At 43.9% G+C, this 14,830-nt stretch carries 13 protein-coding genes; 4 read left to right on the forward strand and 9 right to left on the reverse strand.

From position 1 onward, the window contains the following. Positions 1-286: 286 nt before the first annotated feature. Positions 287-1,171 carry a translation elongation factor Ts gene (gene tsf / locus Q6344_02320; GenBank protein ID WLG14210.1) on the forward strand — a complete coding sequence of 295 codons (885 nt, stop codon included), beginning with the start codon at positions 287-289 and terminating at the stop codon, positions 1,169-1,171. Positions 1,172-1,383: 212 nt separating this feature from the next. Here the strand turns inward: tsf and Q6344_02325 are convergent, their stop codons facing one another. The 4 genes from Q6344_02325 to hflX form a co-directional block, all read right to left on the reverse strand. Beyond that, positions 1,384-2,196 (reverse strand): lytic transglycosylase domain-containing protein, encoded by an 813-nt coding sequence (locus tag Q6344_02325; GenBank protein ID WLG14211.1) that lies wholly within the window; start codon positions 2,194-2,196, stop codon positions 1,384-1,386. A gap of 406 nt (positions 2,197-2,602) precedes the next feature. Beyond that, entirely contained in the window at positions 2,603-3,292 is a 690-nt protein-coding gene (locus tag Q6344_02330) for an LrgB family protein (GenBank protein WLG14212.1), read from the reverse strand. Between the two features lie 22 nt (positions 3,293-3,314). Continuing rightward, a complete protein-coding gene (locus tag Q6344_02335; GenBank protein WLG14213.1) occupies positions 3,315-3,749 on the reverse strand; it encodes a CidA/LrgA family protein in 435 nt (144 codons plus the stop codon). Positions 3,750-4,135: 386 nt separating this feature from the next. Next, complete coding sequence (gene hflX, locus Q6344_02340) at positions 4,136-5,599, reverse strand: ribosome rescue GTPase HflX (GenBank protein WLG14214.1); 1,464 nt, start codon at positions 5,597-5,599, stop codon at positions 4,136-4,138. A gap of 342 nt (positions 5,600-5,941) precedes the next feature. On the opposite strand from hflX, the gene Q6344_02345 reads away from it, so the two are divergent. Then, on the forward strand, positions 5,942-6,742 hold the full coding sequence (locus tag Q6344_02345; protein WLG14215.1) for a lysophospholipid acyltransferase family protein: 801 nt from the start codon (positions 5,942-5,944) through the stop codon (positions 6,740-6,742). 170 nt (positions 6,743-6,912) lie between these two features. Here the strand turns inward: Q6344_02345 and Q6344_02350 are convergent, their stop codons facing one another. Together Q6344_02350 and Q6344_02355 are read right to left on the reverse strand one after the other, a co-directional pair. Continuing rightward, the gene (locus Q6344_02350) at positions 6,913-7,953 is read right to left on the reverse strand and encodes an aldo/keto reductase (GenBank protein WLG14216.1); all 1,041 of its coding nucleotides are present in this window, start codon (positions 7,951-7,953) and stop codon (positions 6,913-6,915) included. A gap of 49 nt (positions 7,954-8,002) precedes the next feature. Continuing rightward, complete coding sequence (locus Q6344_02355) at positions 8,003-8,500, reverse strand: peptidylprolyl isomerase (protein ID WLG14217.1); 498 nt, start codon at positions 8,498-8,500, stop codon at positions 8,003-8,005. Positions 8,501-8,648: 148 nt separating this feature from the next. Between Q6344_02355 and Q6344_02360 the strand changes: the two genes are divergently transcribed. Together Q6344_02360 and Q6344_02365 are read left to right on the forward strand one after the other, a co-directional pair. Beyond that, complete coding sequence (locus Q6344_02360; protein WLG14218.1) at positions 8,649-9,320, forward strand: cold shock and DUF1294 domain-containing protein; 672 nt, start codon at positions 8,649-8,651, stop codon at positions 9,318-9,320. A 216-nt stretch (positions 9,321-9,536) separates the two neighbouring features. Further along, positions 9,537-10,148 (forward strand): glutathione S-transferase family protein, encoded by a 612-nt coding sequence (locus Q6344_02365; protein ID WLG14219.1) that lies wholly within the window; start codon positions 9,537-9,539, stop codon positions 10,146-10,148. Between the two features lie 162 nt (positions 10,149-10,310). Here Q6344_02365 and lspA read toward each other — a convergent pair whose 3' ends face one another. From lspA to Q6344_02380, 3 genes are all read right to left on the reverse strand, one after another. Continuing rightward, complete coding sequence (gene lspA, locus Q6344_02370) at positions 10,311-10,958, reverse strand: signal peptidase II (protein ID WLG14220.1); 648 nt, start codon at positions 10,956-10,958, stop codon at positions 10,311-10,313. Further along, positions 10,951-13,797, reverse strand: a complete 2,847-nt coding sequence (gene ileS / locus Q6344_02375; GenBank protein WLG14221.1) for an isoleucine--tRNA ligase — start codon at positions 13,795-13,797, stop codon at positions 10,951-10,953. The genes lspA and ileS overlap by 8 nt, the downstream gene beginning before the upstream one ends. Positions 13,798-14,207: 410 nt before the next feature. Next, positions 14,208-14,771, reverse strand: a complete 564-nt coding sequence (locus Q6344_02380) for a protein disulfide oxidoreductase (protein WLG15118.1) — start codon at positions 14,769-14,771, stop codon at positions 14,208-14,210. Between the last annotated feature and the right edge of the window lie 59 nt (positions 14,772-14,830).

Raw genomic sequence — 14,830 nt, forward strand, 5'->3', positions numbered from 1 at the left:
ACACTATCTGCATCCATATAACGTTATTAACAGCGTATAAGCTCACAATAGGCATGATGTAGTTTTACTCGTCATGCCTTATTGTTGATGGAACACTCGTTAATAAGCGAGTATTATCGCTTATAGTTGCCCTCGTGATGCACAATATCTGTCATTACAATGATGTCTGTTATCACGATCAACCATGAGTGCTTCCGTTACTATAAGAGCGATATAGTACCAATAGATAGTAAAGATATATCTCATAGAAATTAAGCACTCCCATACATAATAAAAGGTAACTCTTATGTCAGAAGTAAAAGTATCTGCCAAAATGGTAAAAGAATTGCGTGACCGTACTGGTCTTGGCATGATGGAATGTAAAAAAGCGTTAGAAGAATCAAACGGCGATGTAGAAACTGCCATTGATAACCTACGTAAATCTGGCCAAGCCAAAGCAGCTAAAAAAGCGGGTAACATTGCCGCTGATGGCGCTATCATCATCGCTCAAGGCGACAACAAAGCATTCTTGTTAGAAGTAAACTGCCAAACTGACTTCGTTGCAAAAGACGAAAACTTTACGGCATTTGCAGAAGCAGTAGCGAACATTGCATTAGAAAACAATGTGACTGACGTAGCTGCTATCGCTGAATTGCCATATGGCAATGGTCAGACTGTTGAAGAAGCTCGTGTATCTTTGGTACAAAAAATCGGCGAAAATATCCAAGTACGCCGCGTTGAAGTATTAGAAGGTAGCAACCTTGCTTCATACCGTCATGGTCTACGTATCGGTGTTGTGGTATCTTTTGAAGGCGGCAACGCAGATACTGGCAAAAACCTTGCCATGCATATCGCTGCGTTTAACCCAGTTGCGGTTGATGACGAAAGTGTAGATGCTGATTTATTAGCACGCGAAAAAGACATCATCGAAGCAAAAGCTCGTGAGTCTGGCAAGCCTGATAACATCGTTGAAAAAATGATCGAAGGTGGCCTACGTAAGTATTTAGAAGAAGTGACTTTATTACGTCAGCCATATGTTATGGACAACGAGAAGAAAGTTGGTGATGTACTAAAAGCTGAAGGCGTAAAAGTACTTGCTTTCAAACGTCTAGAAGTTGGTGAAGGCATCGAGAAAAAGCAAGAAGATTTCGCTGCTGAAGTTGCTGCAACACAAGCACTGGCTAACAAGTAATTTTTAAATTTTGCTAAGAAGAAAGGTGAGTGCTAAACTTTTTGGTTTGGTACTCGCCGATCAGCTTTATTATTAATCTTGTATCGAACTCAAAAAATATGACAAGATAGATTATGAATGAATAGATAAAGCCTCTTAGCACAAAAAAAGCCCGTTAATTATATTAACGGGCTTTTTTACGTTTGGATTCAACGGTTCATACAGTCTTCATTCTAGCGTAATGCGTCATATGCTGAGTTGGCATAGCTGGCACTATTGCTATTACTGCTGGTGCCATAGCTGACGTTTTGTAAGCCGCTACTGAGACTTGGATTGGCGATTTGATTACTAGCATTCATGGTACTGCCTGATAGCCCTGAATCGTTTTTATACAAGCTATGGTAACGGCTCATGACATTTTTGACATAGTTACGGGTTTCTTTAAAAGGCGGGATGCCGTTATATTTATCAACGTTACCTTCACCCGCATTGTAGCCCGCAACCGCAAATTCTACGTTGTTATTAAAACGCTTCATCAGCCATGCAATATATTTAGCAGAGCCTTCGATATTATCTGCAGGGTTCCAAGGGTTGCTGACTTTGAAGCGTCGCGCAGTCGCTGGCATTAGCTGCATGAGACCTTGCGCACCGACAGGTGAGCGTGCATTCGGGTTAAATGCAGATTCGCTGTGCATCATTGCTTTTATAAGCCCAGGATCTACGCCATGACGCTGAGCTGAGGCGCGAATATAACTGTCGTATGAGTTGCGGCTTCCACTACTGCTGGCAGAGCTACTACCATAGCTATCGCCACTGCCATCATACATTTTGGATTTTTTATAATGGGTAACTTTGACTGTTTTAGTAAACTTATTAAAGTTACCACTAGGTTCACTGCGATTGGTAAGTAGTATCTGACCGTCGTTACTTTTTTTAATATACATACTCTCCGCGTGAGCAGTAACAGAAAAGGCAAGTGAGCTAGTAATGACAGTTAATAGAAGAGGAGACAAGCAGCGAGTCACTAAGGTTGTAACATTTATCATAGGGTTATCACTTTTCATCGAGTAATAGCAAATTGCTTTGCCTATAGGCGCGTCGTTCTGCGCATTTAAGCGGTTATCGTGCTGGTAGGATTTTATCGCTGTAAACGATATAGCACCCTAGCAAAAACCACGTCTAACTAGAAACCACTCGCATTGGATACAAAAAATAATAGTTGCTTACTATAACATATAATAACTTTTCGACGCATACGATTATCAGTACAAAGTATAAAAGTCATTTTTAATTTGTAAAAAAATCAACACACTACCGTTTTTGAGTACGTTGATTGAGTATTGGCTTTATTGTTTTTAGGCGTATGTGGTACGTGAATATTCTGGCTGTGGCAATGAATGAATCATGAGAAATAAAAGCTGTTTAGAGCACTGAAAAGTGCTGTGAACAGGGTTATATAGAAAGTGCACTGATAAAAATAGGCACCCAAACGGCGGTGACCAGCCCATTTACTGCCAATCCAAATGCCGCATAACGCCCAGCAGTGTGGCTAATTTGCCATGCTTCGACGGTACCAAAAGCATGTGCTGCCAACCCAAGTGCTAAGCCCTTGGCACGGTCATCATCGATACCGCGAAATAAAAAGCGCGCCAAAGTACCACCGATAAGCCCTGAGACAATAATAATTAAGTTCGCCATGGCAAGTGGTGCTTTAATTAAATCTGCGACACTCAGACCGATTGGGGTGGTCACTGAACGCGTTGCGAAAGCGAGTATGGTGTCGTGACTTAATGCAAATAAATAAGCCAATGACATCGGTAGCAATGCACCAACCACACTTGCAAGGATGACTATGAGAGTAAGCTTTTTGACTGGTAGACCTTTAAAGTTCATTGCTGCTAATGGTACTGCCAATAATACGGTGACATATCCCAATAGGTGATCAAATACAGGCTTGGCAACATCGTAATAATCGTTGTAATCCCATTGTAGGATAAACAAAAATAAGAGAACAAGCGCCAACGCCGTAATCACCATCGGCAGCCATGAGAGCTTACGTGCCAGTACACGAGCAGTCATATGAGCGATTAGCGTTAATAATATCGCTGCAAAGGTTGCCACAAACACGTTATCAAAAGTCATTGCATTTCCTTGTTCATGCAGCTCATAGCTGTCCTTTGTGCTCTTCAACGGTGGTGCTATCGATGCTAACATCGTGATTGAGCGAACGGTTGGCAAGTATGGCAAGTCCCCAAAGCGGTATGAGTGTGCTAATAATCATCGTCAGCATAACGCCCCAAAGCTCATCACCTAAAGCAAATAGCAGTAAGCCTGCACCTGCAGACACGGGCAAAAAAGCAAAACCGCTATCCACCAATAAAGTGTTACTGGCTTGGGTGAGCCAACTGGGCAACCCTTTAAGTAATCGCCATGTCATCAAAATAAAGAACATGGCGACCAATCCAACGATGTTGGCAGCCTTTTCTATTCCTGCTAATTGACAGATGATAACGGCTGATTCACGAACCACGATGACCATCGTGAGTGTCAGGATTAATGCAAGCCATAGCGGCAAATGGGCGGAATGAGTAGATTTCATAAGAAATACTGGCCGATTTAGAAATAGATAGGATAGGAGCAACAAAATAGGTAACCGCACTCTAATAAGTGTGTTCTATCTATCAATGATATGAATATTGGTTGAACCTATAGCCGATGATTATATAGAGAGTAAGCAAACTAATAAAGCTTATAGCATATCGTCAGTGCGATTATAAATAGCAACAGCGTTAAGCTCGCTTAATATAATGAATGTATCATTTGCGCCAGGCTACCTTGTGCTCACTTTAAACGACGTCAACTATGGTAGCGCGTTTTCGTGATCGGGTAACCTATAAAATTTAATGCTATGTGCCAAAAAAAAGGATGATATCAATGGATATCATCCTTTTGTCTTTTATAAAGCTATTTTACAGATTCAGTCATTTATATTTTTGAGTCAGGAATTTCCACTTCTACTGCTAATTCCTCTGATTTGGCGGCTTCAGAATTGAGCGCATCAAACTCATCAAACGCTTTTTCTTCTGCTTCGGTCATCGTCGGCTCTTCAACCTCATCAGGCTTTTCGAAGTCTTCAAGTACTGGCATCAATAACGTGGCTTGTGCTAATGGCAGTACATCTAAAGGCTCTAAATTGGCCTGACCCAGTAGCTGTCTTAGCGTATCGCTTGGCAAGCGAATCGTTAAACACTCATGACCACTGTCATCGTAGCTCTCTTCCTGAATAACACCCAGCTCATATAAGGCGTTTTTTAACTGACCTGCATGATAAGGCAAGGTCAACTCAAAGGTGGTAAGTGTACCAGTCAATAGCTGCTGGACGGCTAACGACAACGCTTCCATACCTAGATTTTCTCTAGAAGAAACATAGACGCGATTGGGTTGTCCTTCGCTAGCATAACCAATATGTGCAGGCTCATCTGTCAAATCAATTTTGTTGTAGACATTGAGCACTGGTACATCATTGTCAATCTCTGCTAATACGTCTTTAACCGCCTGAATTTGCTCATGCATATCTTCACTAGAAGAATCGATAACGTGTAGCAATAAATCTGCTTCCAAGGTTTCTTCTAATGTCGCATGAAAGGATTCGACCAACTCATGCGGCAGATGACGGACAAAACCTACCGTATCGACTAAAACAACACGACCAACACCCTGCCAGTCTAAACGGCGTAGAGTAGGATCAAGCGTGGCAAATAGTTTATCCGCTGCATAGATATTCTCGTCGACCAAGCGGTTAAATAGCGTAGATTTTCCCGCATTGGTATAACCGACAAGCGAAATCGTCGGCACATCTGATTTTTGGCGACGGGCTCGACCTTGCGCACGTGTCTGTCTGACTTTCTCGATTCTGCTTTTAAGCTGATTCACGCGCACTTGTAGCAAGCGACGATCAGTCTCTAACTGGGTTTCACCGGGTCCACGTAGACCAATACCGCCTTTTTGACGCTCCAAATGCGTCCAACCTCGTACCAAACGCGTCGATAAATGGTTGAGCTGCGCCAGCTCTACTTGTAGCTTACCTTCATAAGTACGGGCACGCTGCGCGAAAATATCCAATATCAAACCCGTACGATCCAGTACGCGACATTTTACCAAGGCTTCAATATTACGCTCTTGTGATGGCGATAAGCTATGGTTAAATAAGACGATGTCCGCATCATGTTCGCGTACCAATTCTGCTATTTCTTCTGCTTTACCGCTACCAACGAAGTATCTGGCGTCGGGTCTTTGGCGTGAGCCTGTGACTAAAGCCAAACGATCAGCCCCTGCTGAGTCTGCTAACAGCTCAAATTCACCTAGATCATCAGGATCTTGAATTTGACGGATGTCTAAATGTACTATAATGGCGCGCTCGCCACCTTCGTGTCTTTCAAAATAATCCAAAGAGTATCACCTATTTAATAAAGTAAATATATCGCTATTATCCATTCAGTAAACGTCGATATAGCGTTCATATGACCATATATATGTGGTCTCATCACTTAATATTAAAGCGTTATAGCACAATTAACGATGGTTTTATGTTACAGCGTAAATGAAAGCCATAGGCAAATCAGTGAACGCAGCAGAACTGGTTGAATAAAAAGCAACTCATTGAACAAAAAGGAGCTCAGTGAATAAAAAGCAACTCAGTGAACAAATCGTCACTGACTGAATAAATTTTGTTATACTCATGGCGCTTGTTTACGATATATAATCATAAGTTTTTAACCACGAGGGACACAGATGAGCCAATCTAAGTCAGGCTTCTCACTCAGACAACAGTTGGGGCGCGGCAAACAAATTGCTGGCATGACCACCACTATCGCTGGTGGATTGCGCGCCGCCCAACGTATTGGCGCATTTAAACAGCCACCACGCGAAAAATTGCCACGCTATATTCAAGCCTTTTGCCGCAAAATGGCAGGCTCTTTTGGCGTCAAGGTTGTGGCAGTCGAGCGGGTAGAGCAGCACCACGGATTATGGGTATCCAATCATGTGTCATGGATGGATATCCCTGTGGTGGGGACATTGAGTCCTGCTTTTTTCTTATCCAAAGCTGAAATCGGTGAATGGCCTGTATTTGGTAAGCTGGCTCATGCAGCAGGCACGGTATTTATCGAGCGTGGTTCCGGTGATGCAGGGTCGGTCGCCGCCCAAATTGCCAGTTTTTTGACCAAAGGTTTCTCGGTCATATTCTTCCCTGAGGCGACCACCACAGACGGTAAAAAAATCAAACGTATCCATGGTACTTTGCTACAAGCTGCCATAGATGCTGACGTGCCCGTACGCCCGCTGGTAATTGCTTACGTCAATAAAGACGGTACGTTAAGTGAAGAGTTGCCTTACTATGGCAAGCTTACGATGAAAGAGAGCATAAAAAAGGTACTCGATACTAAAGATGTGACCGCCTATGTATTGCCACTTGAGCCAATAGATCCTAAAGGGTTGAGCAAAAGTGAATTGACGGACTTGTTACAAGCCCGTATGCAAGAAGGTTTGGCCGAATTACATTCGCGAGTCTTAACGAAAGTCGCTAAAATATAAAGCGGTGACAGCATAATAGTTGTGAATATTTAACACGCTCTAATAAAAAAGGCGCAAATCGCTCAGTTTATAACTGCGATTTGCGCCTTTTTTTGTCGATTAAAAATACAGCAGCCTCAATGCGCCAAAGTCTGGTTCTCATCAGACCATGGTGTCACCTCAAGCTAAAATTAGGGTGATGGATTAGGATGCTGGGTATGCACCGCTTCAATCGCTTCCAATACTTCTGAGCTTAAGGTTAAATGGATACTATCGATGTTGGATTTTAGCTGCTCGATCGTAGTAGCGCCAATAATGTTACTGGTGACAAATGAGCGTGAGTTAACGAAAGCCAATGCCATCTGTGGCATATCTAAACCTGCATCCGCTGCAATTTTGGCGTATTGAGCAGTGGCTGATAGCGCTTGTTCATTGGTATAGCGCGCAAAGCGATCATACATCGTCAGACGCGCACCCGCTGGACGTTTGCCATCGAGATATTTACCAGATAAGACGCCAAAGCCAAGCGGTGAATAAGCCAGTAGACCCACATTCTCACGGTGGGTAATCTCGGCCATAGCGACTTCGTATAAGCGGTTTAGCAAACTGTAAGGATTTTGCACCGTGATAGGGGCGATCAAACCATTTTTATCCGCCTCCCATAGATAGCGCATCAGTCCCCAAGCGGTATCGTTCGATAGTCCATAAGCGCGAATACGCCCTTTTTTAATCTCATCATTTAACGCTTGAATGGTCTCTAGAAATGGTGTCAAATCATCTAATGGTTGCGATGCCATCTCTTCGGTATAGCCAAGCTGACTAAAAAAATTCGCTTGGCGTTCAGGCCAATGGAGCTGGTAAATATCAATATAATCGGTCTGCAAACGCTGAAGATTGCCATCGATGGCGCTGCTAATATGTTCGGCATTAAAACGCGTTTGCCCATCACGCAAAAAATCCATCGGCGATATTTTGCTAGCAAGGATAACTTTATCGCGCTGTTTGGTTTTATTAAACCATGTGCCCATGAAGCGTTCAGTATCGCCTTGCTTGTCCTTATCCGGCGGCGATGGATACATTTCCGCCGTATCCCAAAAATTCACCCCTTCGCTTAGCGCCATGTCCATTTGTTCATGTGCTTGGGTCTCGGTATTTTGCTGTCCCCATGTCATCGTGCCTAAACAAATCTTAGAAACTTTTTCATTGAGTTGTGGCAACATTTGATATTGCATATGAATGTCCTTTGTAAATGTATTTTTATAGCTGACAGTTTTTAAGCGATTACATGAGCTTTATGCCAGTGACACCAGGTGGGGTAACTTTAAAGATTTTTACTTTAAATAACAGGGATTGTCCGGCAAGGGGATGGTTAAAATCCACTTCGACTTGATCGTCATCGAGTGCACTAATCGTACCCGGCAGCGTGTTTTTTCCTTTGTCTTCGAACTCTACCATCATGCCGATTTCTGGATTATCAGCGATTAACGCAAACTGAGTACGGCTGAAATGTTGGATGTTGTCAGGATTCCAATCGCCAAATGCCTGCTCCGGCTCAAGGTGGGCAGAGCGCGTATCACCAGCACGCAGGTTCATTAATACCTGCTCAAAGCCAGGTAACAAACTTTCATCACCAATGGTGAGCGTTACAGGCGCATCACGGCTAAAGGTAGAATCAATCATCGTCCCGTTCTCTAGTGATACTTCAAAGTGCAGCTTTACAAGGCTGCCAAAAGTGATACGGGTGTCTTCATTGGGATTGATAAATTGTGAGTCGGTCATAGTCAACAGCCATTTATTACGGGATTAGGAATTGGTTGGGCAAATAATATAAGAAATGATAAGCCATCTTGGAGAGTATGTAAGCGTAAATAGTGTAACGCAAATAGTGTAATATATTTGGCAATTCTAAGAGCAGGCAGGGGTTTTTATGGTAAATAAACAACAAGGTCACATTAAAAAGTGGCAAGACGACAAAGGCTTTGGTTTTATCGAAACACAGAATGGTGATTCAATATTCTTTCATATCAATGAGTTTAAAGCGCGTCGTCGCCCTGAGGTCGGTGAGCCCGTCGTTTTTACGTTTGGGCAGGACAATCAAGGGCGTATGCAAGCAAAAGATGTACAAGAACTTAGCTTTGTGCAGCAAAAAATGGCGCAAAAGAATCAGAAAATCCGTCAGCGTAATCACAAACGTAGCATGCAAGCAGACTTTGAAGCGGGACAAAAGAAACGTTTGTTTCTTGGTGTGGGCTTTTATGGCGTATTAATCTTGTTGGCTGCCATGAACAAGCTCAGCTGGCTGGTTGTGGGTTGGTATGTGGCATTGGGTCTCATTACTTATATGATGTATGCCAAGGACAAAGCCGCTGCTCAGAATAATGATTGGCGCACACCTGAATCAACCTTGCATCTGCTAAGTGCGCTGGGCGGTTGGGTGGGCGCGATGGTTGCGCAGACGTATCTACGCCACAAGTCGCAAAAGCCTGAATTTCGAGTGGCGTATTATTTAACTGTTCTCATCAATATGGCGGGGTTATTGTTTATATTGACAGGGGGAGGCTTAGCATTTTTGCAAGGATTACTTGATTCTTTGGTATAAAAGTATTTGTTTATTTATCATAGTGAGCGGTGTAGTTTTGATGTTTAATGCTTAAGTCTAAAATAAACGGCTGATGAAACATCAACGTTTTAGATCTTGAATGGCTGGTTGCCGTGCATTGGTATTTTGTGCGAGTATGACGAATTGTACGTAATGAGCACGATTTTTCAGAATAAACCTTAAATGGATTTCATTAATAATAAAAGGCGAACGCAAGTGATTACTTTATACAAATACACCCATCCAAGTCGCGCTGAAACAGTCATTTGGGCATTGCAGGAGCTGGGCTTAGAGTATGAGACCAAAGAAATAGATGGCAAAAAAGGGGAGCAGCGAAGTCCTGAGTTTTTAGCCGTTAACCCCTTTGGTAAAATCCCTACCATCACACATGAAGGCAAACACTTTACTGAGTCGTTGGCTATTATTGAATATCTCAATGAGTTACACCCTGACAAACCTTTGACACCAAACACAGCAGATGAGAACTTCGCTGAGAAAAACTATAAACTTCGCCAAGTAATTTCATTTGGCATGATCGAGATTGAGAGTTATCTATGGATACTCACCAAAATCAAGGTATTAGACAATTATGAAAACTGGCCTGAGGGCACCGCTAACAACTGCCTGAAGTGTATCCAAAAAGCCCTGCCGATTGCTTATGCTTGGGTAGATGAGCAGGAGTATATAGCGGGGGACAGCTTTACGCTGGCAGACATTTATTATCAGCATTTGTTTTCATGGTTGAAGATGCTGGGTGTTGAGTTGCCTGAGCAGGTTCAAGATTATCTTGGAAAACTATCGAAGCGTGAGAAGTTTCCTAAGAGATAATCAATCATGAATGTAAGCTGTTGAGAGTGGCGTATAGGCGCAATACTCTATGCTAACTAATAGCCTTTATCAGAAAAAATGATGAATAAAAAAGGTGGGTTACGACTGCGTAACCCACCTTTTTTATTTATAAATTGAATTAACATTTCTAGCTGTAGACGGTTACGACCGTGGCATTTCACGCTTTTTTTCTAAAAACAGCATATCAATGACAATCAACGCCACACCGATACTAATGCCCATATCCGCAATATTAAAGATAGGGTAATGCCAGACATCAGCGTTGTGTACATGGATAAAGTCGATGACGTGACCATGTAGCAAGCGGTCAATGAGATTGCCAACCGCACCGCCGAGCACTAGCGCTAGGCCTGTCGATAGTAGCTTGGCTTGGCGTGGGGCTTTTATCAGGTAGCCAATTAAAAATAGCGACATTATCAATGCCAATCCCGAAAAAAACCACTTCTGCCAACCACCAGCATCTGCCAAAAAGCTAAATGCCGCGCCATAGTTGTATGCCAATGTCCAATTCAGAAAAGGCTCAATCACAGGCACTGGCTCATGAAAAGTCAGCTTAGTTTCAGCCAGCCACTTCGTCCATTGATCGATGATTAGCACGACCAACGATAGGAGATACCATGTAAACGCACGACGGCCATTCGCAATCATTTTTGGCGTCTTATTCAGACGACTTTTCGGTGTCGTTGAGCTGCCTGTAGTTGCATGAGCTGGTTCAGGTGATCTATCGACTTCGCCATATGGCGGCTTGTTGTCTGATGATTCTGTTGAGTTAGGCGTATGGTTAGGCATAGTGGCGCACCTCACCATCACCGCTGACGTTAGTCACGCAGCGTGCGCATAGTTCTGGATGTGCACTATCCGTACCGATATCATCACGGATATGCCAGCAGCGTACGCACTTGGTGCCAGCTGCGGCGCTCACCTTGACCACTAAGCCTACTGATTCATCCGTGCTGCCGTCAGTTTGCTTATCTGTGCTTGTTTTATCGGCAGGAGCGTCGTTCATTGGTTTCAAAGTTGCGCTACTAGTGATTAGTACAAAGCGCAGCTCTTCACCCAGCTTGGCCAAGCTTTCATGCATTGCACCGTCAGCATATAGATTAACATCGGCAGACAAGTTAGCGTTGATGATTTTTTCGCCACGTGCCGTTTCGATATGTTTATTGACCATATCCTTTGCAAGCATGATACGTTGCCAGTCATCGTTGCTGATCGCGCTTAGCTCAAATTCTGGAAATTTATACCATTCTTCAGTAAATACATAACTGTCAGCGCCATGCAATACTTCCCACGCTTCTTGTGCCGTGAATGACAAAATCGGCGTAATCCAGCGAATGAGTGCCTGAACGATATGGTAAATCGCCGTTTGCGCAGAGCGACGCGGCTGTCCATCAGTCTGAGTCGTATACTGACGATCTTTGATAATATCTAAATAGAAACTGCCCAAATCTTGCGAACAGAACGCAGTAATATGCTGGGTGACTTGGTGAAAATCCATCGCATCATAAGCACTGATGATTTGTGCTTGCACGGTTTGCGCGCGCTCAATGATGAATTTATCAAGGCTGACCAGCTCATTGATATCGACGCTGTTGGTCGCTGGATCAAAGTCATCGGTATTGGCAAGTAAGAAACGCAGGGTATTACGGATACGGCGATACATATCGATTGCGCCTTTAAAGACCGTTTTACCCGCGCTCATCTCATAACGATAGTCGCTTGATGCAATCCACAAACGCAGCATGTCCGCGCCTGTTTTATTGATCTCTTCCTGCGGCGTGATGATATTGCCAAGTGACTTACTCATCTTGCGACCGTTTTCATCAACCACAAAACCATGCGTCAGTACTTGCTTAAATGGTGGGCGACCGTACATGGCTTCTGAGGTCAATAATGACGTCTGGAACCAACCGCGATGTTGGTCAGAGCCTTCCAAGTAGATATCTGCTGGGTTGGTCAATTCATCGCGCTGCTCAAGGACCGCAAAATGCGTCGTGCCAGAGTCAAACCAAACGTCTAAGGTGTCGGTTGCTTTATCATAGTCAGCAGCCTCGTTGCCTAAGAAGTCTTCACAGCTGGCATCAAACCAAGCTTCCACACCGCCTGCATCGATTTTTTGTGCAGCGACTTCCATCAGCTCAAGCGTGTTTGGATGCAGCTCGCCTGTTTCTTTATGGGTAAAGAAAGTAATCGGCACGCCCCATGTACGCTGACGTGAGATACACCAATCAGGACGACCCGTCATCATGGCTTCGATACGGTTTTGTCCCCATGCTGGTGTCCAGCTTACTGCTGGGATATCAGCAAGTGCACGCTCACGCAGACCTTTGGTTTCCATATTGATAAACCACTGCGGCGTTGCGCGGAAAATAATCGGTGACTTATGACGCCAGCAATGCGGATAGCTGTGCTCAATCTTGGTATGACTGATTAGATGTCCATTGTCATGCAGTGCGGCGATGATTTTTGGATTGGCCTTATAAATGTGCTCGCCCGCAAATACCGCTGCGCTGTCTAGGTAGACGCCCGTACCACTGACTGGGTTTTCAACGGGTAAGTTATATTTCAGACCCACGATATAATCGTCAAGACCGTGACCAGGTGCTGTATGGACGAGGCCAGTACCACTATCAGTGGTCACGTGATCGCCTAGGATTAATGGCACTTGACGGTCTGCAATCAGTGGATGCTGGGCACGCAAGCCTTCAAGCTCGCGCCCAGATACGGTCGCTAGCACGCCTTGATTGCTAAGTTTGAGTTCCGTTAATGCTGTTTCAACCAAATCCGCGGCTAGTAGCAAATTACCTTTTTCAGTCGCCACCACACTATAGTTGTGTTCAGGATGTACAGAGATGGCTTGGTTAGCAGGTAGCGTCCAAGGGGTCGTCGTCCAAATAACAGCGGCGATATTACCCGCTACGTCAGCCAACGCCGCAACCTTATCGGTATCCAAAACATCAAAGCTCACATAGATAGCATCAGACACTTTATCTTGGTATTCAACTTCGGCCTCAGCCAGCGCAGAGCTACAGTCCAAGCACCAGTTGACTGGCTTCATACCGCGAGTAACATGACCATTGTCATAAATTTTGGCAAGGGCGCGTACGATGTTGGCTTCTTGATGGAAGTTCATCGTTAGATATGGGTTGTCCCAATCGCCAAATACGCCTAGACGTTTAAAATCTGCCTTTTGCAATTCAATCTGGGTGCTCGCATACTCGCGGCATAGACCACGAAATTCGGTAGCCGATACTTTTTGACCGACCTTGCCAACTTTGGCTTCGACCTTTTGCTCGATAGGCAAACCATGACAGTCCCAACCGGGGACATAAGGCGCATCAAAACCGGATAGCGTTTTTGACTTCACGATAATGTCTTTGAGTACTTTATTAACCGCGTGACCCAAGTGAATCTGACCGTTGGCGTAAGGAGGGCCATCGTGCAAAATGTATTTGGTCGCCCCAGCACGTGCCTGACGAATTTTGCCGTACACATCATCCGCTTCCCAAGCAGCAAGCCAATCTGGCTCGCGCTTGGCAAGGTTTGCACGCATCGCAAATGGCGTGTCGGCAAGGTTTAGCGTGTCTTTATAATCCTGGCTTGGCGTATCAGTACTTTTATCAGTCATAGAAGGTGTCTTTTTAGAAAATGGATTAAAAATCGATGTAAAGTCAGATGTGACATTTAGGGTAATGCTTAGCTGGCTGCTTAACCGTTGATGATCGCTTTCTCACTTATAATATGTCGCTGTGCATCAACGTCATAAATATGCTCACGTCAATAATAAATGCTATCGAGACGAATGCAACATAAAATATGCTTATGGATAATAAAATACCGTGATAGCAATAAACTAAAAAGAGGCAATGAGATTGGCAGCTATTATATGACAAAAAGTCTAGGGTAAAAAGAGCTGGTCAGTATTGTCCTTATTTTAGCCAAAACCAATCATTTATACGAGTGATGCATCACCTATTGAATCATACGGATGGCAAGTGCCATTGTCTACCGACTGGACTCTAAACAGCAGGCTAAGCGTTAAAAAACTGATGATAACCATAAGCGCAATTTCAGCGACCATAAGGGTTGAATGCCCGTCAAACCTTGAGTCATCTCGCCATTCTTTAATATGACATACGAAGGTGTCACTTGTCCTTGCCAATCAGCGAAGATGCTGCCTTCTTGATCATTTATCGTCGTAAAGCGATAGCTGTTTTCATTAAGGTAGCGATGCAGCTCTTGGTCAGTACCTGATTTAATAGCAATCGTAACGACCGGATAATCATTTGCGGCGGCAAGTCTGTCTATGGTCGGCGAGGTGATACTACAAATGGGACACCACGTGCCCCAAAAATACACCAGCGTTGGTTGTTCATTGCTCAGCGCCGCTAAGTCAACGACTTGCCCTTGATAATCGGTCAGTTGCAATTGCGGGTTGGCTGGCATGATAGGCTGTCGCCACCAATTAATAGCGGTATAAATAACAGCAAATACCAAGCCATATATGAGGATATTTTTAGCGATAGACAACCCCTTTTGCTTGGGTGTTTTCTTTGGCTTTTTAATGGATTTTTCAGTATCAGTATCAGTATCAGTCGTCATAATGGCTGCTTTTTTGCTATAGGTTTTGTATAAATGGCTTTGATAAGTGGTTGTTGATA

Source organism: Psychrobacter cibarius (genome assembly GCA_030686115.1).
Classification (GTDB): domain Bacteria; phylum Pseudomonadota; class Gammaproteobacteria; order Pseudomonadales; family Moraxellaceae; genus Psychrobacter; species Psychrobacter cibarius_C.

Excerpts from the sequence above, each read along its gene's own strand:
- tsf (WLG14210.1), top strand. The coding sequence starts at position 287 with ATGTCAGAAGTAAAAGTATCTGCCAAAATGGTAAAAGAATTGCGTGAC.
- Q6344_02325 (WLG14211.1), bottom strand. The coding sequence starts at position 2,196 with ATGATAAATGTTACAACCTTAGTGACTCGCTGCTTGTCTCCTCTTCTA.
- Q6344_02330 (WLG14212.1), bottom strand. The coding sequence starts at position 3,292 with ATGACTTTTGATAACGTGTTTGTGGCAACCTTTGCAGCGATATTATTA.
- Q6344_02335 (WLG14213.1), bottom strand. The coding sequence starts at position 3,749 with ATGAAATCTACTCATTCCGCCCATTTGCCGCTATGGCTTGCATTAATC.
- Q6344_02345 (WLG14215.1), top strand. The coding sequence starts at position 5,942 with ATGAGCCAATCTAAGTCAGGCTTCTCACTCAGACAACAGTTGGGGCGC.
- Q6344_02350 (WLG14216.1), bottom strand. The coding sequence starts at position 7,953 with ATGCAATATCAAATGTTGCCACAACTCAATGAAAAAGTTTCTAAGATT.
- Q6344_02355 (WLG14217.1), bottom strand. The coding sequence starts at position 8,500 with ATGACCGACTCACAATTTATCAATCCCAATGAAGACACCCGTATCACT.
- Q6344_02360 (WLG14218.1), top strand. The coding sequence starts at position 8,649 with ATGGTAAATAAACAACAAGGTCACATTAAAAAGTGGCAAGACGACAAA.
- lspA (WLG14220.1), bottom strand. The coding sequence starts at position 10,958 with ATGCCTAACCATACGCCTAACTCAACAGAATCATCAGACAACAAGCCG.
- ileS (WLG14221.1), bottom strand. The coding sequence starts at position 13,797 with ATGACTGATAAAAGTACTGATACGCCAAGCCAGGATTATAAAGACACG.
- Q6344_02380 (WLG15118.1), bottom strand. The coding sequence starts at position 14,771 with ATGACGACTGATACTGATACTGATACTGAAAAATCCATTAAAAAGCCA.